This window comes from Evansella sp. AB-rgal1 (assembly GCF_041820985.1).
GTDB lineage: Bacteria > Bacillota > Bacilli > Bacillales > Salisediminibacteriaceae > Evansella.
This window is the reverse complement of record NZ_JBGUAU010000012.1, coordinates 17,173-38,812: the sequence shown is the minus strand read 5'-3', so window position 1 is coordinate 38,812 and position 21,640 is coordinate 17,173. Positions and strand designations below refer to the sequence as shown.

The window sequence follows — 21,640 nt, the reverse complement described above, 5'->3', positions numbered from 1 at the left end:
CTTACCCCCTCCTTTTAAACAGTTGTTTAAATTTTTCTAGCTTAACACTAACTCCGGTTTTTCCTTGTAGGATAGTAGTGAATGTATCCTTTTTTTCCTCTATAACTAGAACTCGCAGTTCATCAAGCTGGGATTCCATCCTCTTTTCAAATTCATTTGTTCCTTCTTTTCTATTCCTGAAATTAGGTACTCTTATTGCTTCGCCTATAGTAATGTACCATTCAGGAAGCTGGTAATGGCAAAGAGAGTGATAAAAAGTAATTGGGATAACAGGTATCGTTGGATGCTTTTCGGATAAATATGCTGCACCTGAAAAAAAAGATAATGGGCGTTTTTCAAGGTGTATTTCCTTTCCTTGAGGAAATATAAATACACTTTTCCCTTCACTTATTTGTTCAGAAGCATAGTTCAAAGATCTGATAATAGATTTTCTGGAGGTCTGACTTATAGAAAAGGCTCCAATTTTTCGGAAAAAAGGAAAGCGAGTTAATCCTTCCTCTGACATCATTGCTATTGCATCTGTCTCTAGGAAACTAGTATTTAAGTAAAATAAAACAAGTGGATCCCACCAGGAACTATGATTGACCAAAAATATTGCTGGATTGGTTGGTTTATCCCAATGCTTCATGAGACAAATCCTATGAAAGTGTCTTCTTAACAGACGTTTGTTATAGACCGAAAAGACAATTTCAAATGATGTGCTTTTTTTCGCTTTTATCATTAAAATCAGTCCTCCTAACATCTGCTATGTAATAAGTGAGATAGATTGTCAGAAGAAACAGAACAGATAGGAAGGAAGCAAGGAAAAGTCTGTTCACAATAGCAATGATTAGAAACATACAAGTCATTAGTACATAAAGAATTTTCATACGAAAATCCCAATCAGTACGCTCACTGATCCATTTGCCATTCTTATACATAAATAAGTAAAAGCTGTAGTGGATAACAAACGATAAGATAAACCATCCATAAAAATTGGAAGCAGGAATTCCATAGTACAGTCCAGGCTCATTCCATATCCAATATTGCTTCACTTGAAAAGCTACTGGATCAATAATGAAATCCAATGCTGTTGCAATAAAGGAAGCATATAGAGCATATACAAATCCCTTCATGCGAGTTACTTTGTTTGTAATGGAACTTGCCAATGTATGAGAAGTGGCAATAACCATTACCCAAGCAAAACCTATTGTAATAGGTACTCCCAACAATTTTGGTCCAAAATCTGATTCATATGTATAATCACCAAAAAATAATCCAGTTCTCACACCAATACTCTCCATGATCATGGAAAGGAAGAACACAAAAAAAATCAAGAATAATCCTCTTGTAAGATGAAAGGAACGAACAAAATATACCATGGCAAGAATTCCTGCTACTAGCAAGAACACAACGTTAGCCCATTCTAGCCACGGAGGTAACAAGTCAAAGGTTAACAGGAAAACACCACAGATATACCAAATAATGAAAAAACGAAATAATAATGAATCAAAGGTAGAAAATAACATATAAATGCACTCCATTCTCAAATGGTATTTCACTAATTATACAATAGTTATACAATAAAATCTCTTGTAATGTATTGAATTACAAGGATTTTTTGAAATGTAAAACATAATAGTGGCAGATAACCTTAAATTTGTATATAATTTGTATAACTTAATAAAGGAATTAAATGATCAAGCTGAGGAGTAAGTTGTGATGAAGGGGTGTGCAAAATGAAAGGTAAAAAAATCATAGTCGTGGGTGCAGGCCCGGGAGGATTAGCTGCAGCAATGATCCTTTCTGCAAAAGGATATGATGTACAAGTTTTTGAAAAACAGGATTATATCGGAGGGAGGACTTCTTCGTTTTCCTTAGGTGAATATTCCTTTGATTTAGGTCCAACATTTTTCAGCATGCCACATATTTTGGAGGAAATCTTTCAATCTACCAATCGCAACCTTCATGATTATGTGAGATTGAAGGAATTGGATCCCATGTACTCCCTTGCATTTCAAGATGTGACAATTCAAGCAACAAGGGATAAACATAGTATGATAAACACTATTGAGCGGAACTTTCCAGGATATGGATCTCGATATGAAAAATTTATGAATGATACGAGAAAAAAGATGAGTATGTTAATGCCTATTCTACAAAACAAACACGACAGTTATGGTGATTACCTTTCTCTAAAGAGCCTTCGCGCACTTCCTTCATTAGATCTAGGGAAGAGTTTATATGATGTGTTATCTCGATATTTTGAAGATGAAAGATTATTGCTTTCCTTTACCTTTCAATCGAAATATTTAGGAATGTCTCCGTGGAAATGTCCTGGTGCATTCAGTATTTTATCGTTTATGGAATATGAATATGGTATTTTTCACCCTTTAGGCGGCGTAAATGCACTAACAAAGGCGATGGCTAGAGTTGTTCAAGAACATGGTGGAAAAATATATACAGGAACAGGTGTGGAAAAAATAATCGTTGAAAATAATCAAATTTGTGGTGTACAGCTTTCTAACGGTGAACGTATAGACGGGGATGATGTTGTCATGAATGCAGACGTTGCACATGGAATGACAACACTTATAGAAGATGATAAGCGGAAGAAGTATAAAAACATAAAACTACATAAAAAAGACTATTCTTGTTCTACATTTATGATTTATGCAGGTGTGAATCAAGCTGTCAATTTAGATCATCATACGATTCTGTTTTCCAATGACTATAAGAAAAACGTAGAACAAATAACAGAATCAATGGAGCTATCCGAAGATCCTTCTATCTATATTCAAAATGCCGCTGTAACGGATTCAACCCTAGCGCCTCCTGGGAAATCAGCTCTTTATATATTAGCTCCTGTTCCTAATAATGCTAGTAACATACATTGGGATACAGAAAAGGAAGCCTTTCGAGATCTAATTTGGGATCAAATTGAAAAAAAGACTGGAATTTCTGATTTGCGAAAAAGTATGGAAGTGGAAAAAATACTAACTCCAAACGATTGGGAACAGAAAAAACATGTTTTCCGAGGAGCAACCTTTAATCTTGCACACAATCTAAAGCAAATGATGTATTATCGTCCGCATAATCAAGTGAAGGAAATAAAGGGTTTGTGGCTTGTAGGTGGAGGTACACATCCTGGAAGTGGCCTTCCAACAATATTTGAATCTGCTAGAATCACAACAAAATTGTTGATGGAAAACAAGGAACAAAGGGAGGTTCTTCAATGAAAACGGCAATTATCGGTGGTGGTGTTGGAGGACTTATTTCAGCGCTATACTTATCTAAATTAGGGGCAGACGTTACCATTTTTGAAAAAAGCAACAAACTTGGAGGAAGACTAACGTTTGTGGAATACGATGATTTTAAAATTGATGAAGGACCAACCATTATTTTATTGCCACAAATCATAATGGAAATATTAGCTGAAACAGGGGTGGACGCGAGCCCTTTAGAAATGATCCAAATTGATCCTATGTATCCTTTGCATTTTCCTGACGGTACCACGTTTCTTAAGTGGAGTGATAGGAGGCGACAAAAGGAGGAAATAGAACATCATTTTCCAGGAGAAGAAGAATCTTTTGAAACATATGTAGCTGATATGAGAGATCGGTTTGAAAAAGGAGAAAAGGCCTTTCTTCAAAAAGACTTTAGTAAAAAAAGATCGTTTTGGACGAAGGAAAATATGAAAACGTTACTAAAGTTGAAGGCATACCAAACAGTCAAAGCACAAACAGGAGTTTATTTTAAATCAAAGCAATTAAGAGAAGCCTTTGCTTTTCAAACATTATATATTGGGGGTTCACCAAAGCAGACACCAGCTCTTTATTCATTAATTCCATTTAGTGAGCATGAACACGGAATATGGTATTTGAAAGGGGGATATGCACGATTGGTTTCACTTCTGACGGAGGAAGTAGAAAAGCGAGGGATAACGACTCAATATGAAAGTGAAGTAACAAATGTAACCGTGAAGGAGAACAGAGTAGAGTCTATCACTGTCCGAGAAAAACAGTATTCATTTGATAAGTTTATCTTTAATGGAGATTTTCCATTGATAGAGAAAATGGTAATGAAAAAGTCAACGCGATCGTATACACCTTCCTCTGGAACGTTGTTACTTTATTTAGGGTTTGATGGTCATTTACCTACAGAACATATGCATCAGTTCTTCATGGGGAATGATTTAGATTCTCTGATGGACGATATTTTTGATAAACAAGTACTTCCAGAAGATCCTTCGATTTATTTGTTTACTCCATCAAAATATGATGCTTCTTTAGCACCTAGTGGAAAAAGTGTAGCTTATATTCTTGTTCCTGTGCCTTCAAATACAAGCATTTCTCGAGATGATTACGATAAATTCGCAGAGAAAATTCTTGACGTTTTATCAGAGAGATTAAACGATAACTTGTTAGAAAAGTTGTTGTGGAAAAAAATGAGAACTCCTCATGAAGCAAAGGCAGATGGTTTATTTGGAGGAGGAAGTTTTGGGATTGCACCAACTCTGTTTCAATCAGGAGTGTTCCGACCTCAAGTGAAACCATTTCCTTATGAAAATGCTTACGCAGTAGGGGCGTCGATTCATCCAGGGGGAGGAATTCCCATTGTCATGCAAGGTGCTAGACTGTTAGCGAAGGTATTAGAGGAAGAAAATTCATTTGCAAGGAGAGGAACGGACTATGAAAGTAAACGAAGCGTATAAACTGTGTCAACAAGTAATGGAAGTACACTCAAAATCCTTTTCAAAAGCGTTCCAATTCTTGCCATTGAAAAAACGGCAAGCAGTTTGGGCTATTTATGCATTTTGCCGTACCATAGATGATATCGTAGATGAAGGAGCAAATCCAGTTAAAGAACTGAACGATTTCAAAAGGGATTTTGAATTATTCAGGAATGGAGTTGTTGATGAAAACTCGTTTCTTTGGGTCGCATTACAGGATACTTTTACGAAATTTGATTTTGAGATTCAACCTTTCCTTGATATGGTGAAAGGCCAAGAAATGGACTTATATAAGTCAAGGTACAGTACTATTGCAGAAATGGAGCAATATGCCTATTATGTTGCAAGTACCGTTGGTTTGATGTTATTGCCGATTCTATCCCCAGAAAACAAAGAGAAACTTCGTTCTAGTGCCATAAGTTTAGGGTTAGGCATGCAAATAACCAATATTATTCGAGATATTGGGGAGGATTTACAACGAGATCGTATTTATATTCCGAAAGAATTACGAGAGAAATATGGTTATACGGATGAGATGTTATCGAATAAAGAAGTAAATGCTGCATTTGTTGGTATGTGTGAAGAGTTAACGGAGTTAGCGGAGGAATACTACAATAAAGGTTTAGTTAATATGGAGCTGTATCCTCAATCCTCAAGATTGCCTGTTAGATTAGCAGGTTACTATTACAGAGGTATATTAACTTCTATTCGCGAAAACAAGTACGATGTTTTCGGAAAAAGAGCATTTGTCACTTCCAAACAAAAAGAGCAAATTTTGAGTATGGTTGGTAAAGGATAATGTAATAATAAGGGAAATATATGATTTTGTAGAGGTAAAGGAGATTGAACATGAAGAAATGGAATAAACCTATTGTTGTAATCAGTAAGTGCTTAGGATTTGATGCTTGTCGATTTAATGGTGATAAAATTCATGATTCCTTTATCGAAAAATTATCAAAATACGTAACTTTTATTACTGTTTGTCCGGAAGTAGAAATTGGTTTAGGAACTCCACGGAAGCCGATACGAATTGTTTCAGATGGAGACGAGTATAAACTAATCCAACCAGCTACCAATCTTGATGTGACTAAGGACATGTTGGATTTTTCAAGTAACTTTATAAAATCTTTAGAGGAAGTACATGGATTTATTTTAAAGAATCGGTCTCCGAGTTGCGCTATTTCTGATGCGAAAATAATGAGTGGATTAGAAAAGGCGCCAACAATAGGGAAGTCTGCAGGTTTTTTTGGTGATGCTGTGCTACAGAAGTTTTCACACTTAGCAATCGAGGACGAAGGACGATTAAAAAATTTCACGATAAGAGAACACTTCTTAACAAAACTATTTACTATTGCTCGTTTTTCAGAAATAAAAAAGAACTATGTATATAATGATTTGTTGGCATTTCAAACGGAAAATAAGTATTTATTGATGGCATATCATCAAATGAAGCAAAAGGAATTAGGTCGAATCGTTGCGAATGTAGAGAAGAAACCCGTAGAAGAGTTATATACTTCGTATGAAAAAGTACTTTATGAACTATTAAGTAAAGAACCTAGTTTTCAATCGCATATAAACGTACTTCAGCATATATTTGGGTATTTTTCAAACAATATTAGCTCTGATGAGAAGAGATTTTTTCTTTCTTTGTTGGAGCAATATCGAGAAAATGTTGTACCACTTAGTAGTCCCCTTGGAGTACTAAAGGCTTGGAATGCTCGCTTTAGCAATTCTTATTTAGCTTCACAAACATACTTTATGCCTTATCCAGAGCAGTTGATTGAGATAACTGATTCGGGGAAAGGGCGTAATTTTGCGTAATATATTCTTGTAAGGGGGAGTGAGATTGTTAAGATTCTTTCATAGGCAAGCAATCATAGCAGGAGTTATTGCTGGCATTATTCTTGGGTTATTATTTAAGGTCATGGAAGAGGTGTGGAGCATAAAGGTGTACACACTTCTTCTCAACATCGATTATTTTCCTATTATTAAGGACATTCCTTTTCCCGAAGTGATAGAATTTAGTTTTCATATGATCGTTTCAGTCTTATTAAGTTGCATGATTCGTGCGGTTCTATTTCGAAAAGAGATGTCGTATAAGGCTTATATAAACTTTATTGTTTTTCTTTGTTTTTTGATCGGACTTATTCTTTTTCCAACCACCGCTCTCTCTACAAGAACACCACCTATTACTCAAGTAGAGGCTTGGATTTGTTGGCTATTGGGGCATGTTCTATATGGTTATGTATTATCTCGGTTGTTACTGAGAAAGAAGATAGATTGAGAGGATGCTAGAATTAAATAGTGATTTTGATTCTTTCTGAGAAGTGCTTTTTATGACGAAGTGACTTAAGGGTGTTTATTATTATTGTGAGGGCTCTATTGGACGAGTATCGAAATGAAGACGTCTTTCTTATATATATGCCATGAGTTTTATTCATAAGCTCATGTTTTTTTGTTTTACAAGGAAATACCACAGGACGAATCATGAGTTGAGCCATGTTCCTCTTGTGAACTTAACGATCAAGAGGAAATCGTTAAGGAGTGCCTATGGAATGTAGGATAGTAGAAATGTATGGTAGAATGATGATCACAGCAAAACTCCGCATATAAGACTACTTAAATTAGAAGCGAAACTTATAAAATTCTCCTGCGTATATGTATAAAGGAAGTGATATATCGTGAAATGGACTATATTACAGTTAATAACAGCTAGCCTTATCTTTATAAATATGTGGTCCATAGAATACTTAAGTAAAACTAGAAATCATCTACCTTCAACTGGAGAATGGACTGCTACAAATTCATCAAACACCACTTTTTTCATCATTGTATTGGTTATAACTTGTTTCTTTCTCATTTTTATTTTTGAGTCTAAAAAAAGAAACAGCTTTTTTGAACACAGCGTTTGGAATATTATTCCTAAATTGTGTGGGATTGTTGGTGTTTTATCCATAATCTTATTTTTATTAGGTGGAACAATGGGACCTATCATGATTTGGGTAGAACAATGGCGTTCTCTTATTTATGTTTTTCTTGTTTATTTTCTTTTTTTACTATTTTTATTTATGTTTTCTTTCGAACACAAGAGAAAAAGGTTCGAACAAAAAACGGAAAAAACACTCGTTATATCGTACATGTGGACACTAGTATTGTTTTTCACTGTATTCTTTCTGTTGTAAAACAATGCTAATATAAAATAGCTTGGTTGCGAAGTGAAGGAAGCTCTAAAATACATCCAAGGAGGTCTTTATGAAAAAGAATGATACTCAACATATTTTCAACCAGTTGGCAAATACATATAAATACGATGTAGATGAGGAAAGTCCATATAATGCATATTATGAGCGACCAGCGATGATGTCTGCTTTGCCAGAGGATTTACACAAAATGAAGATTCTTGATGCCGGTTGTGCAGCAGGGTGGTATACAGAACAGTTAGCGAACAAAGGAGCAGATCTAACGGGGATAGATGTTAGCACTGATATGATCCAAGTAGCTCGAGAACGAGTAGGGGATAAAGCGACCTTCCATTGTCATGATTTAGGGGAGTCCTTGCCCTTTCCAGATAATACCTTTGATATCATCGTAAGTTCCTTAACACTTCACTACATAGAAAGTTGGACAAAAACGTTCCGGGAATTTCAGCGTATTCTTAAGCCAGGAGGAATATTTATATATTCTGTTCATCATCCTTTCATGGATTTCACTAGATTTCCTTGTAACGACTATTTTGAAACAAAACTGTTAAAGGAAACATGGAAGAAACCGAGGATTTCCATTGAAGTTCGCTTTTTTAGAAGATCTATGCAAAATATTATCAACGAAACGACTACATTTTTTCAGCTAGATAAAATGCTAGAACCTCAGCCACACGAAAAAATGAAAGAAATAAAGGAAGAAGCTTATCATTATTTACAGACAAATCCCCATTTTCTCATTATAAAAGCAATTTCAAACAAATAAAGGAGGAAAAATCATGAAAATACTCCGGGCATCTAAGGCGGATATAGACGGTGTTGCTGAACTATTTAATTTATATAGAATGTTTTATAAACAAAGGTCAGATCTAGAAGGCGCAAAACAATTTATTTTAGATAGATTTGAAAATAAGGATTCGGTAATTTTTCTTGCAAAAAGCGAAGAAAAGTCTGTAGGTTTTGTTCAACTATATCCAATGCTCTCCTCTGTCTCAATGAGAAGAACATGGATTTTAAATGATTTATACGTTGATGAAGGAGCTCGAAATTTAGGAGTAGGCCAAAAATTGCTAGAAGCTAGTATTACTTTTGCAGAGAAGACAGGTGCGAAATCAATATCGTTAGAAACAGCACCTTCCAACGTACAAGCGCAAAGGTTATATGAAAAAAATAATTTCGTAAACGATAACACATATTTAAGATATACATTGAATTTATAAAACATCTAATAAAATTGTTCAGTGAACGACACTAACTAGCGAGCCTTCACAGCTCGTTTTTTAGTGTATAAATGTCTTTCATTACATTAGTAAGAAGCTTGAAAGAACAATATTTCACGTATCGTACTTGAATCTTCTAAGAAAAAAAAACTAGATCATTTGTAACTTTTCCATGATTCAGTTGTCAATATGTGTAGAACACCAAAAAGAAGAGGAAGCGATGGGAATATGTATATAAATGATCCACTTATAATTTTTTGGAGGATTATTCCATTTGATACCGAATATATAGGGTTAATAAAATTACTAAGGTTGTATGAATCAAGATGATAAAATGAGGCTAACTATGTTAAATAAAGTATGCGTACTAACAATGAAGGTATGCAATATGAAGAAATCCATTGAGTTTTATACAAAAATATTAGACTTTCAAGTTTCAAAAATGTATGGTGAAAAAATTGTAAGCTTAGTACATAATCACATACCTATTGTGCTTGAGGAAGAAAATACGTTTGATAAAGGTACAAACCATGTATTATTAGGAATTCAATCGACTAATATCAAGGAGGACTTTGAACGATTGAAAAGCCAAGGTGTACCTATCCTTTTTGATGAACCAAAACCTTGTCCACCAGGATTTTTTTTCATCATAGAAGATCCAAGTGGAAACCAAATCGAAATTGTTGAATTCACAAACGAAAATAGAAGATAATGAAGTGTTGAGTAAATCGTTCACGACACTTATCTAAGCGAAAAATAGAGGGGGAAATTAATAATATGAACATAACTATAGCAACAGGGGCAATTATACTTAATGACTTCAACCAAGTTTTGTTAGTTTATCGTCTTAAAGAACCAGAGGCAAATAAATGGAGCATACCTGGTGGGAAAGTGGAGTTATATGAGCATTTAACAGATTGCGTAGTGAGGGAAGTGAAGGAAGAAGTAAACCTCGATGTTGAAGTAGATGAGTTAGTTTGTACCGCGGAAACAGTTGATGATAAAACAAAAGAGCATTATATATCTTTAATATATAAAATGAAAAATGTTAATGGAGTTCCTGAAAATATGGAACAAGATAAAATTGGGGATCTAAGGTGGTTTTCTTTAGAAAAGCTACCAGATAAAATTGCTTGTTTTTCTATTGAGGCGTTAGAAATTACAAAGAAAAATATACATTTTACTGGATCTAAAATATAGTTTCCCAACATCTTGGAGGAGTTATTTTTGCAAATAGAAAATATATTATTTCACGAACCATTATACCCATACATAGAACCACACCCGTGGGAAGTGGAGTTATTTCAAAGTCATATCGTGAGACGATTGAAGCAGTTAGCACATTTTGGTGCAGGATCACTCGTGTCTTCTGTCGTGCATTCACGATACGAGCATACAATCGGTGTGTGGAAACTAACAGCTTATTTTTTCCCGGAAAACAAAGAGCTACGAACAGCAGCAATTCTTCATGACGTAGGACACCTACCTTTTTCCCACGCAGTAGAGAAATCATTAGGATTTAATCACCATCATCTAACAGAGCAATACATCCTGGAAAATGAAATATCCTCTATTCTGAAGAAAGCAAAGATGGATCCCACAAGGATCGTCAACCTATTAAATAGGCCAACTCCTTTAACTGGAGTGGGCAATATTTTAGGGTTGGATCATCTTGACAGCTTTTTTAGAGATACGTATATGTCTGGGAGCGGAAACATTCTTCCAAAAGATCTTTTACACAAGCTTACATGTACAACAGAAGGTATTGAAACTGATAAGGATACAGGTATCTTTCTCGTAAAATTAATTATTTCCGATCATTTGTTATTTTTATCTCCCTTTCTGGTTGCGGTGGATAGATTACTAACTGAAGCTATTGTAAGTCATTTTGATGGAATAATAGATGAAAGAATACATAGCATTGTTCGGAAAACAGATTCTGATATCCTTGTAATGTTAAAGAAATCTCATTCAAAGAAAGCTCAGGATATTATCTCTCTGTTAGTTGATTCTCCTCATAAGATTAAAATCGAAAAAAATAAAAAGGGAGCTGGAATCCCTATTCGCATTCGAAAACTATATAAAAAAACGCCATTATGTGAAAGGAAGCCTTTATTAGACAATTGTCTTGAAGCAAAAGAAATGTTCAAGGAATTAACTACATCCATTTTTTATGAGTATGAGGTTAATACCAGTAAGCTATTTTCTGACTAGAGGGTGAACTAAAATGACCCTCTTGTTAATAGAGTAGTAATAATAATCTTTCTAATCGCTTAGGTGATGAGAGGTAGGCCTGTGCTATTCTTAATTATTGAACAATATTTTTCGCATAAACTGCTTCACCAAATAAGTCTTGTATATCTGCAGAGTAATGAACTATCCCAACTAATCCCACACCTTTCTTTGAAATATCGTAATTCCTCAGACTCTTCATAATCAACCAATAATGCAAAACAATAGAATCATCTGACTGTAGGGCATTAACATGTGTATTTAATATAACCCCATTCTCCCAACTCGTATCTTCTACTAAAGGAGCTTTCAGGAGGATATAGTTCATGTTGATATGGTCTATTGCATAAGAAATAGCCTGATCATACTCATGGTCGGTTACAAAGCTATCAATATCGTAATATTCTTGTTGTTCTTCATTTGTTTCAAATACAAGAGCAGCCTCTTGATCACTCACTTTATAAAGACGATAAAAGCCCATGGAAGTAGAACCACCTGCCGCCAAGTAATAGTTATCTTTTTCAGCAAAAACGTGTACATACTCACCGAATCCATCAGGTACATCTCCACCAACACGATGGACGTAGCCAACTTCCATTGGTAAGTAGTCACGCACAGATACATTATCTGTTTGGTCCATTCCTTCTGTTGTTGTATTTGTGCTATCCTCGGTTTCTTTCACGTTTTCATCATTCATTGGAACATCTTCACTAAGATTCGAATCATCTTCCTCATTTGCAGGTACATTCATGTTGTCAGTCTTCTCATTATTATTTTGATTGTCTGGAAAACTGTTGGTATTATTCTCAACATTATTTTCGTTATCATTCTGATCTAGTCCACCGACTTTTATGTCAATTTCACATCCTGAAAAAAGAAGAATTAACAGAACAAATAAAGAGCTTCGTAGTAAATGTTTCACGATCATAAATTTAACAATGATAACGCTTTAGGGGTGGCTAATTTCATGATTTATTCTTATCTTATAGTGAGGATGAAACGTGTTTCAATCTAGGATTAGAACCTCATCGATAGTTAAATAGGGACAGGACTGCATTTACTATTAGGATTCCCATTAATGGTTGTACAAAAGAAAAAACAAACCTTACATTTGTTTTTTAATAGAAATAAGAACGTATGTTTGGTATAATGTAAAAGCAACTACATAATGCAAGGTGGCGGCACATCTCCCTTTTGAAAGGGGGTGTTGCTTTTGACGGTATATGAATCTCTTAGTCTCATAGCGCTTTTTGGACAAGTTTTTATAGCGCTACTGGTGTTCGTAGTATCCGTTATTGTCTTTTTCAATAAAAAGAAATAGCCACCCTGCCGGCAAGTAAGGTGGCTATTTCATAAACTACTCAAATTTTGTCGCCGCATATAGCGGTTGTAGTTGCATTAACCGGACGTTCCTGCGTTCGGTTATTTTTATTGTATGAGATTCTTACTAACAGTATACAAGAATATCCTTTTGTATAGCAAATATTTATCTACATTCATTTTCATTATTAATTTAAACACATATATAATTAGGGTTATAATCATTACAGGAGGGGGATGTATATGGACCAAAAACAACTTCTAGAAGAAATAGAAAGAGTAGAAAAAGAAATAGTGGATAAGAAAGACTACTTAAGAAAACTTAGAAGTAAATTACAAGGTAGTGAAGTAGAGAATTATGTATTCTTAACTTCTAATGAAGTAGAAGTGAGTTTGCTTGACTTGTTTGGTGAAAAAAATGAGCTCATACTCATACATAACATGGGAAAAAGCTGTTCGTATTGCACAATGTGGGCAGATGGATTTAATAGTGTGTATCATCATATTATCGAAAAAGCTGCATTTGTCGTAACATCACCTGATCATCCAAGTGTTCAAGAAGACTTTGCGGCAGAGAGAAGATGGGCTTTTCCGTTGATATCAACAATAAACAACTCGTTCAAAGAAGATATGGGGTTTAAGAAGAATGGTCTCGTCTATCCTGGAGTCTCTGTTTTTAAAAAAGAAAAAAACGGAGTGATCCGTCATCATACGAAAGCACATTTTGGTCCAGGTGATCAATTCTGTAATGTTTGGTCTTTGTTCGACTTATTACCTTCAGGTTACGAAGAATATCGACCACTCAAAAAGATCAACAAAAAATCCCCATTTCAATTAACAAATAATATTGCGGTGCAAGTACATGATTATGAAAAAGCAATTACTTTTTACGAGGAAACTTTAGGGTTCGAATTAAAAACTTCATATGATAACGAAACGAAATTTTTCATAAACGGTACTTATTTTTTTGTGGAAAACAATCCTCAAAAATCTACTTTCTTTGAATTTGCTGTTGATGACATAGTTGCAATGAAAGAGGTGTTATTAAAAAAGGGGTGTAAAATAACGAAAGAATATAATGATAAAAGTCTAATGCTAGCCGATCCATATGGTCTCAAGTTTCATATTTTTGAAGTGAAGAGTGAAAATGGATAATAATCTTTCTCAGTAGTAGTAAGCAGAGTAAACACACAAATTTTCGTTGGTAGATATGTTAGACTATTAGAAAAGAAACAACCTAGGTAGGATGTGATTATATGTTGAGGAGTCCGTCATTTTTAGTAAAAAGAAAGGCTAGGCGATATAAACGATGGTTAGAAAAGATATCAGTATATCCCTATCCTTATGTAATAGCTGGTCTACATTACTATTTAGTAGATTACGTTAAATTACATAAACCTATAGGCTCTGCCATCATTAGTACTGATGGAGAAGAAGTGGAAAAAGATGCGAAAAGAGCACATCAAAAGTTATACCAATTTTATCGATTATCCGAAAAAATCCAGGAAGAGGGAAAATTGAGAGCACAAGTGAATTTGGATTTATTTAGAGCCCCCTTGGCAAAAATGGACGAGCAACCTAGTCCAAAATGGGAGGAAGCTTATGCTTTTATAAAAAATTTCTTGGGTTACCAGCTTACATATCGAAAAACGTATGAGGATTTTTGGCAACATATTCAGAAAAGAAGTGAAGATAATCTTCCTATTACGGACGAAGAACTTAAGCTTGCCATTTATACTGCAGCAAAATTACAGACAACACAAGAATTCATTTTAAAAGGACTTGCAGACAACGCGGGTGTATTAAAAGAATGGAAGAAAAATATGCAAGAAGCAGATCTTTGGAAAGAATTAAAACGAGATCAACAAGTATTTTTCACAGAATTAATGCAAAATGAAGAGTTCATGAAAAATGAAGCAAAAAAGATAAAAAGTGACAACTATGAACAAGCTCTAAAAATGTATAAGCAAGATATGGAAAGTTATATGAAGAAGGAACAAAAATTGGACGAAGAAATTTTACGATATCCATGATGGATAGACTGTTAAAGAAAAGTGTCACCATGTTTACATACACGATCTGTTATATTCGACAAGAAAGTAACATTCAAGAAGTTCAGGACTTTTATTCCAAGCAGATAAAACACCCTTTTTTTCATGAGGGAATTAAGCATTAGTACAAAACTACATATATATAGTAAGAGGAGGAATTTTTGTGCCAAGAGTAGTTGTAACCTTTCCAGAAGGAAAATTTAAGGTACTTACAATGAGTTATGATGATGGGAAAGAAGCAGACCGTAGATTAGTAGAAATCTTTAATCAACATGGAATTAAAGGAACGTTTCATATTAATGGTGGACTATTTGATACCCCAGGACGATTGGGGAAGGAGGAGATAGCTTCTTTGTATGATGGTCACGAAGTGTCAGCGCATACACTGACGCATCCAACAATTGCTAGATCTCCTAAGGAACAATTGATTGAAGAATTTATAGAAGATCGTAAGCAGCTGGAGAACATCGTACAATATACAGTTCGTGGATTATCATATCCAAATGGTTCTTTTTCTACGAATATTAAAGATATGCTTCCACACCTAGGTTTTGAATATGCAAGAACTGTTCACAGTACAGGTACCTTTGCGATGCCAGACGACTTATTCGAATGGAATCCTACTTGTCATCATAAAAGAGACGTAATGAAACTAGCCAAGGACTTTACAGAATTACATAAGTCACAATATTTGTACATGATGTATGTATGGGGACATAGTTATGAGTTTGATAATGACCAAAACTGGAATCTTATCGAAGATTTCTGTGAATATATAGGGAACCGAGAAGATATTTGGTATGCTACGAATATTGAAATCGTTGATTACCTTCGAGCATTTCGAAACTTGAGATTCTCAGCATCTAGCGATTTTGTATATAACCCATCGTTTCAATCTGTTTGGCTTAGTGTTGATGGAGCGATAGTGGAAGTAAAAGGTGGGAGTCACGTAAATCTGAATATATAGTATTTGGTTGCTATTATCCACCTATGAGTTGAGTTTTATAAAAATAGACTGTGTCACTAAGGACATCAGTCTATTTTCTTTGTTCAAATCCGTCTATTTCTTTTTGTTACTCTTTTATTCATAATCCTCTTGATTAACAAAGGCTTTATATACAAGATAAATAACCATACATATTGCCATTGTTATAAAGCCCCAGCCAAGAGTGATTTGTTCTACGATTAAATAATTATTGCATAGTTGCTCAGGAGACAAAGTATATAACAATCCCATTGCAAAAAACATAACGGTAAAGATAGTAATGACAATGTTTTTGCTGACAGAAGTTAGTTTTATCCAGCTATCTCGCAATGGAACGCCTGCTAAGAAGGGGAGACTAATAAATTTAAACAGTTGAACACTTTGCATCGTCAGTGCCTCGTCCATTGTTCTCGGGATCATCCAATAGATCATGATAATAGAAAATAACAAAATCCCCGGTACACCATTGTTATTATATTTATCGAAAAAACGAGGAGAACGTAAAATTAAATATTTTCCCATCATAAATCCAGCTATAATCAACAATGGCATTTGCATATGCATATGAACAATCATGATTGATTCTAGTAAATTGGAAACAGGAGGAAGAGCTAGCACGATGAATAGAAGAAGGCCGTATATAAATTGGTTCATCTCTTTATTCCTCCTTCTCTAAATTCAATACATTAACAACCCTATCAGCTGCTTCGTTTATTTTTGTATAGTCCATGATATCCATAAGATTTCCATCGCGATCAACAAAATAGAATGCAGAATTATGAGCAAAGTCACCTTTGCCATCAGGGATAACGATGACTCCTAAAGTCTCTAGTAATTGCTCCATCTCCTGTTCCTCTACTATTCTTGCCATTCTCCATGTTTCTCCATCTGCCTGATAAAAGTGTTCTTGATATTGTGCTAATGCTTCAGGATCATCATGCTCTATATCAAAACTTATACTTAGGAATACAACATCTTCACCAATATATTTTTGCGGAATCTTCTCATATACTTGCCCCATATTCATTTCTAAGATGGGGCAAACTGTACCGCAAGTTGTATACATAAAAGTAATAAATAAATATTTATCCTCAAATTCAGATATAGGGTAGATGCGACCATTACTGTCTTCAAGTGTGACATTAGGAAGAGCCGGTTTTTGTTCCACCAGCTTATACATTCTTGCTGTCTCTGCCGTATAAGCTCGAAATCCATCCGTTCCTACATAGAACAAGACGAATCCAAAGATGATAACTACCACACCAGTCCATAACGTCTGCCTATTTTTCTTCATGAATATCACTTCCTAATATAAAAATGAATAGAAAAGAGATAGCTAGAAATTAGAAGCTATCTCTCGACCAAACGTTGCTTACCAAGGACTATAAGGTGGTGATCCAGGTGGTGCGTTGATAATCATATCCACTACTGGTATGACGTAACCCATGGCTACAACAAGTAGCATAATAACGATAATCATTCCCCAACGTTCCGTCCAATACGGAGTAGGTGTAGCGTTATCCTCTACTTCTGCAATAGGGAACTCTGTTTCTCCTTTTGGTGCAAAGAACATAAGATGCATGACTGCATACACTTGGATTAACACACCTATCATGAGGAACGTTCCTCCCACAGCTAAGAACAGTAAATATGGATCCCAGCTAAGTGCTGTTGCGTTTTCAAAATAGGTAGTATAGGAAGTCCGACGTGGAGAACCTAATATCCCAACCCAATGCATCGCTCCTGCCATAAAGATCATTCCTACTGACCAGAAAATAACTTGAATGACACCGAGTTTATTTATTGCTGGTGTTAAAACTCGTTTCGATAAATAAGGTACTAACCAATAGCTAACACCGAAGAAAGTTAGGGCTGCTGTTGTTCCAAGAGTTAAGTGGAAATGACCTACAACCCATAACGTATTGTGAGCTACTTGGTTTAATTGATTTGTACTTTGCGCAATTCCTCCTGCTCCACCTGGAATGAAGGCAATCATAGCTACCATTGGTGCAAGGAAACGTACATCTCCCCATGGTAATTTACTAAACCAACGGAATAATCCTTTTCCACCTTTTTTCCGTGAAGTTCTTTCAAATACTGCGAACATAGCATAGGCAGTCATTAATGATGGGAATCCGATTGCTAAACTCATGAAAACATGTAAAAACTTCACAGACTCCGTTATTCCTGGGTCAATGATTTGATGATGGAAGCCCCCGGGAATGTTTAAAATAACAAGCATGATAATTACTACACGAGTGAGTGTATCACTAAAGCGTCGCCCACCGATGACTTTTGGTACAACAACGTACCATGCAGATACAGCTGTTAAATACCAGATGTTAACTAATGTATGTCCGAAAGCCCAGAATAGTGTTCTAGAAAGCATAACATTAATTGTCTCAACCCAACCGAGTACCCATGGGATAATCATAAATACTTCAATTGCTACTGGGATACTACTGAAAAATAATAATACAAATACACCAGTTCCAAAGTAGGACAAGATTGGGACATGCTGACCTTTGTTTTTCTTTCTCCAAGTAGCTACTTGAATAAACGACCCGAATGCACATACCCATATTCCCACGACATAGAATACTAACCCAAAATAGAAGACTGGATGAGCAGCTAATGGTGGATAAAAGGTAAACATAACGGAAGCTTCATTCATTAGGATTGGAATGACCGCTAATACCAATCCAAGTATTTTCAAACTAAATCCAACCCATGCCATTTTTCGTACGTGAGGCAAAAGTCCACCTAACGTGTGAGAATGTACGGCATAAAAGTATCCGATTGTAAAAAAGGAAGTAAAAACAAGAATTAACAATATTCCGTGTGCTGTTAGTACTTGGTAATAATTCAGCCATCTAGGAAGCTCTAAAAGACCTGCTCGATTTAACCCTTGCAGCAAACCTAAAATTCCTCCGAGTAGCAGTGTAGTAAATGAGACAAATAAATACGTTTTTGATAGTTTTGCATCTTCGGGGTTTATTCCCAGAGATTTATTTATATTTTCTTTCCATGATGATTTCAACGCTGTATCCATTCTGTTCCCCCCTTATTTCACCGTAATGGTAGTTGCCATATGTTGATGACCGGTACCACAATATTCATTACATAACACTAAATACTCACCAGGATCATGAAATGTTTGCGTTATTCTTTGAATGTGTCCCGGCATAACCATCGCATTCAAATTTGTTCCTGCCACTTGAAAACCATGAGTTACATCTTTTGAAGTCATAATAAAATGCACAGTGGATCCTGCTGGGATTTCAATATTATTTGGTGTAAAACTAAATAATTGCAATGTCATGACAACTTCGTATTCGTTTTCTCCAATTTCAAAAATGCCTGGATTATCAAAAGGTGCTTGCTCATCGACCTTCTGTGGGTCAATTGTTTCCATGTGACTCGGTGGTCCCATTCCTAGTACAAATGTTTGATATCCTGTAAAAAGCATCATACCGATAATGACACCAAAGCTAGCAATGAGCCATATTTTTTCATCTAAGTGAAATTTCATCTTTTTTTCCCTCCTAAACTCTATCTAGATATATCCAAAAGAATAATAGATTTGTAGCTACAATTACTGCGAGGACAATTCCTAATGAGAACCACGTGCCGATGGATGCCCCGTACTTTTCCACCGTTCTTTCCTCTTCTGTAGGTTTAAGCTTTTCCATTGAGAGTCAACCTCCTTGTGTTTTCTTAGTTTTATAGTAAGGGAAAAAATCATTCGAGGAGGTGAGGTGTATCACCAATAAGAAATTTATTTTAGAAACTTTCCCTGAAGTATTCAATAAAATTGTCAAGAAAGAATAATTGAAATTAACAGGAGAATTCATAAGAAAAAAGATAAAACGTAAGAGGAACGAATCTACATAAAAAAGGGAAGGAGTGGTAAAATTGTAGTATTGAATTAGGATAAATTCCCTTTTCAAATTTCTTTTTAAGGAACGAAATGAATCACTTTAAAATAAATCATTTAGGTTAGCATCTAAATGGAAAAATAGTGAGAAGGAGAGATCAACATGAAAGGGTTGTTCCACAAAGATGATCGTCTAGGAATTTCTTTACCGAAATTAGAAAAAGAATGGGTAGGTTATACAACGGAAGAACAATCGGAAATCTTGTCTATCTGGGAAAAAGAGCGGGCGAAGATTCCGGATAGAATAAAAGAGTTAGAGAATTCACTGCATCGTAAGACAGACATGTTATTAACAGAGAATGATGTAGAAGCGATGGTACAACATAATAGTAAGATTGTCTTTTTAGCAAGTATTATCAATGACTTGAACATATGGTATAGAATTGAACCGACCTTGACGGAACCAATCATGTCGAAAAGCTCATAACGCTATTTCAACTTCATTGCTTAAATCGAGGTAAGGTGTAAATGGAAAAACCTGCCAAATTAATATATGGAAGGTTTTTTAGGGAAATGTGCTCCCACAATAATTCGACTTATAGAGCCCATTACAATTAATAATAACAAAAACCACGTTATGGTACATAGATGTAAGTTGGTATGATAGCATTCATTGATATAAGATAAAACTCTTTTGTAAAACTTAAGAAAAACTAGTTCCTAACATAAATGAATGAACATATACAGAGAGTAAAAAGCCTATCAGGAGTAGATATCTGTGGACAGACATAATAGTCGTTTTAGGTGGTTTGTGTTTGCTTCTGTACTCTTTACTTATTTATTTATGTCGAGTCAGCGAACAGCTCCAGGATTAATTACGGATCAAATCATGTTGGATTTTCAAGTAACAGCAACTACTATTGGGTTACTTGCAAGTATTCAATTTTTAGTGTATACGATATTACAAATTCCCATGGGGATTTTGGCTGATCGGTTTGGACCCAATTTCTTTCTAATTATAGGTGCCGTTCTTACAGGTCTTGGAACCATCATTTATAGTTTAGCTACACATGAATATATCCTGTTTTTTGCAAGAATACTGACGGGCACGGGAGATGCGACCATTTGGGTCAATATGGTGTTGATTCTGAGTCAATGGTTTAGTGCGAGGGAGTTCACAAAATTAATAGGTATTACGGCAATGACGGGAAGTCTCGGTTTCCTTTTGGCTACTGTTCCTTTCGCCTTCTGGATTGATTTCCTTGGTTGGAGACCAGCATTTTTTTCCGCCGGACTACTGTTATGTTTATGTGGGATTCTTCTTATCTATGTGCTTGTAAAAAAACCAAAACAACCTATATTTGTAAAAAAGAAAATACAACGGGAAAAAATGACGGTGATACTTCGAAGAGTATTTTCAAGTCGGCAGGCATGGGCTTTATTTTTATGCCACTTTGGGATTGTGGGAACGTACATCGGCTTTATTAGTTCGTGGGGAGTACCTTATGGGATGAATGTTTACGGAATGACACGCACAGCCGCAAGTCAGCTTATCATGCTCGGTCTCATAGGTGCATTAATTGGTGCTCCGTTAGCTAGTTGGGTAGCTAGTCGTTTGGACATGATAAAACGTCCATATATAGTTGTTCATCTAATTTTATTATTCACGTGGTCTATTTTTTTAGTTTTTGAAGGAAACCCGCCTTATTACATGGTAACGATCCTTTTCTTTATCATTGGTCTTGCATACGGGGCAAATGCCTTAACGTTCGCTGCAGTGCGTCAGTCGTTTCCTATTAGTGAATCTGGCATTGTTTCAGGGTTTGCAAATACAGGTGGATTTCTAAGTGCTGTATTACTCCCAAGTATTTTTGGAAGAGTGTTAGATTATGTTCAGGTTGTTTCTGGTAGTGTGATTCAAGGATTTTACTATGGTTTTTTCACACCTGTTGTTTTCTCCGTTATCGGTTTCATTGGTGTGATGTTATATAGAGAAAAGAGACAGATTCAAGAGGAGAATCTAAAAGAGCACTGAAAAAAGTGA

General features: G+C 35.3%; 24 protein-coding genes. 16 read left to right on the top strand and 8 right to left on the bottom strand.

Annotated features, from left to right (window positions below):
- Position 1: 1 nt before the first annotated feature.
- Positions 2-721 (bottom strand): lysophospholipid acyltransferase family protein, encoded by a 720-nt coding sequence (locus ACERII_RS11725; protein ID WP_373642541.1) that lies wholly within the window; start codon positions 719-721, stop codon positions 2-4.
- The gene (locus ACERII_RS11720; RefSeq protein WP_373642540.1) at positions 690-1,508 is read right to left on the bottom strand and encodes a carotenoid biosynthesis protein; all 819 of its coding nucleotides are present in this window, start codon (positions 1,506-1,508) and stop codon (positions 690-692) included. The genes ACERII_RS11725 and ACERII_RS11720 overlap by 32 nt, the downstream gene beginning before the upstream one ends.
- 210 nt (positions 1,509-1,718) lie before the next feature.
- On the opposite strand from ACERII_RS11720, the gene ACERII_RS11715 reads away from it, so the two are divergent.
- The 11 genes from ACERII_RS11715 (at position 1,719) to ACERII_RS11665 (ending at position 11,345) form a co-directional block, all read left to right on the top strand.
- A complete protein-coding gene (locus tag ACERII_RS11715; protein WP_373642539.1) occupies positions 1,719-3,218 on the top strand; it encodes a phytoene desaturase family protein in 1,500 nt (499 codons plus the stop codon).
- Positions 3,215-4,693, top strand: a complete 1,479-nt coding sequence (locus tag ACERII_RS11710) for a phytoene desaturase family protein (RefSeq protein ID WP_373642538.1) — start codon at positions 3,215-3,217, stop codon at positions 4,691-4,693. Before ACERII_RS11715 ends, ACERII_RS11710 begins: the two co-directional genes overlap by 4 nt.
- Positions 4,671-5,510, top strand: coding sequence for a phytoene/squalene synthase family protein (locus ACERII_RS11705; protein ID WP_373642537.1), 840 nt, complete (start codon positions 4,671-4,673; stop codon positions 5,508-5,510). The genes ACERII_RS11710 and ACERII_RS11705 overlap by 23 nt, the downstream gene beginning before the upstream one ends.
- A 50-nt stretch (positions 5,511-5,560) precedes the next feature.
- Entirely contained in the window at positions 5,561-6,532 is a 972-nt protein-coding gene (locus ACERII_RS11700) for a YbgA family protein (protein ID WP_373642536.1), read from the top strand.
- Positions 6,533-6,557: 25 nt separating this feature from the next.
- Positions 6,558-6,995, top strand: coding sequence for a hypothetical protein (locus ACERII_RS11695; protein WP_373642535.1), 438 nt, complete (start codon positions 6,558-6,560; stop codon positions 6,993-6,995).
- 397 nt (positions 6,996-7,392) lie between these two features.
- Positions 7,393-7,893 (top strand): hypothetical protein, encoded by a 501-nt coding sequence (locus ACERII_RS11690; RefSeq protein ID WP_373642534.1) that lies wholly within the window; start codon positions 7,393-7,395, stop codon positions 7,891-7,893.
- Positions 7,894-7,963: 70 nt separating this feature from the next.
- Complete coding sequence (locus tag ACERII_RS11685) at positions 7,964-8,677, top strand: class I SAM-dependent methyltransferase (RefSeq protein WP_373642533.1); 714 nt, start codon at positions 7,964-7,966, stop codon at positions 8,675-8,677.
- A gap of 13 nt (positions 8,678-8,690) precedes the next feature.
- Positions 8,691-9,131 (top strand): GNAT family N-acetyltransferase, encoded by a 441-nt coding sequence (locus tag ACERII_RS11680; protein WP_373642532.1) that lies wholly within the window; start codon positions 8,691-8,693, stop codon positions 9,129-9,131.
- A gap of 388 nt (positions 9,132-9,519) precedes the next feature.
- Positions 9,520-9,843: a VOC family protein gene (locus ACERII_RS11675; protein WP_373642531.1), complete on the top strand. Its 324-nt coding sequence runs from the start codon at positions 9,520-9,522 to the stop codon at positions 9,841-9,843.
- 65 nt (positions 9,844-9,908) lie between these two features.
- The gene (locus ACERII_RS11670; RefSeq protein WP_373642530.1) at positions 9,909-10,331 is read left to right on the top strand and encodes an NUDIX domain-containing protein; all 423 of its coding nucleotides are present in this window, start codon (positions 9,909-9,911) and stop codon (positions 10,329-10,331) included.
- Positions 10,332-10,358: 27 nt separating this feature from the next.
- Positions 10,359-11,345, top strand: coding sequence for an HD domain-containing protein (locus ACERII_RS11665; RefSeq protein WP_373642529.1), 987 nt, complete (start codon positions 10,359-10,361; stop codon positions 11,343-11,345).
- 94 nt (positions 11,346-11,439) lie between these two features.
- Here the strand turns inward: ACERII_RS11665 and ACERII_RS11660 are convergent, their stop codons facing one another.
- The gene (locus ACERII_RS11660; protein ID WP_373642528.1) at positions 11,440-12,291 is read right to left on the bottom strand and encodes a hypothetical protein; all 852 of its coding nucleotides are present in this window, start codon (positions 12,289-12,291) and stop codon (positions 11,440-11,442) included.
- A gap of 635 nt (positions 12,292-12,926) precedes the next feature.
- Here ACERII_RS11660 and ACERII_RS11650 point away from each other — a divergent pair.
- From ACERII_RS11650 to ACERII_RS11640, 3 genes are all read left to right on the top strand, one after another.
- Positions 12,927-13,838 carry a DUF899 family protein gene (locus ACERII_RS11650; protein WP_373642526.1) on the top strand — a complete coding sequence of 304 codons (912 nt, stop codon included), beginning with the start codon at positions 12,927-12,929 and terminating at the stop codon, positions 13,836-13,838.
- Positions 13,839-13,939: 101 nt separating this feature from the next.
- Positions 13,940-14,716: a hypothetical protein gene (locus ACERII_RS11645; RefSeq protein ID WP_373642525.1), complete on the top strand. Its 777-nt coding sequence runs from the start codon at positions 13,940-13,942 to the stop codon at positions 14,714-14,716.
- 181 nt (positions 14,717-14,897) lie between these two features.
- A complete protein-coding gene (locus ACERII_RS11640; protein ID WP_373642524.1) occupies positions 14,898-15,701 on the top strand; it encodes a polysaccharide deacetylase family protein in 804 nt (267 codons plus the stop codon).
- A gap of 114 nt (positions 15,702-15,815) precedes the next feature.
- Here ACERII_RS11640 and ACERII_RS11635 read toward each other — a convergent pair whose 3' ends face one another.
- From ACERII_RS11635 to ACERII_RS11615, 5 genes are all read right to left on the bottom strand, one after another.
- Positions 15,816-16,373 (bottom strand): hypothetical protein, encoded by a 558-nt coding sequence (locus ACERII_RS11635; protein WP_373642523.1) that lies wholly within the window; start codon positions 16,371-16,373, stop codon positions 15,816-15,818.
- 4 nt (positions 16,374-16,377) lie between these two features.
- Positions 16,378-17,013 carry an SCO family protein gene (locus ACERII_RS11630; RefSeq protein ID WP_373642522.1) on the bottom strand — a complete coding sequence of 212 codons (636 nt, stop codon included), beginning with the start codon at positions 17,011-17,013 and terminating at the stop codon, positions 16,378-16,380.
- Positions 17,014-17,091: 78 nt separating this feature from the next.
- A complete protein-coding gene (locus ACERII_RS11625; protein ID WP_373642521.1) occupies positions 17,092-18,771 on the bottom strand; it encodes a cbb3-type cytochrome c oxidase subunit I in 1,680 nt (559 codons plus the stop codon).
- A 12-nt stretch (positions 18,772-18,783) separates the two neighbouring features.
- The gene (locus ACERII_RS11620; RefSeq protein WP_373642520.1) at positions 18,784-19,251 is read right to left on the bottom strand and encodes a cytochrome c oxidase subunit II; all 468 of its coding nucleotides are present in this window, start codon (positions 19,249-19,251) and stop codon (positions 18,784-18,786) included.
- 13 nt (positions 19,252-19,264) lie between these two features.
- Positions 19,265-19,411, bottom strand: coding sequence for a hypothetical protein (locus ACERII_RS11615; protein ID WP_373642519.1), 147 nt, complete (start codon positions 19,409-19,411; stop codon positions 19,265-19,267).
- 348 nt (positions 19,412-19,759) lie between these two features.
- Here ACERII_RS11615 and ACERII_RS11610 point away from each other — a divergent pair, with 348 nt between their 5' ends.
- Both ACERII_RS11610 and ACERII_RS11605 read left to right on the top strand, forming a co-directional pair.
- The gene (locus tag ACERII_RS11610; RefSeq protein WP_373642518.1) at positions 19,760-20,083 is read left to right on the top strand and encodes a hypothetical protein; all 324 of its coding nucleotides are present in this window, start codon (positions 19,760-19,762) and stop codon (positions 20,081-20,083) included.
- 291 nt (positions 20,084-20,374) lie between these two features.
- On the top strand, positions 20,375-21,631 hold the full coding sequence (locus ACERII_RS11605) for an MFS transporter (RefSeq protein ID WP_373642517.1): 1,257 nt from the start codon (positions 20,375-20,377) through the stop codon (positions 21,629-21,631).
- Positions 21,632-21,640 lie beyond the last annotated feature (9 nt).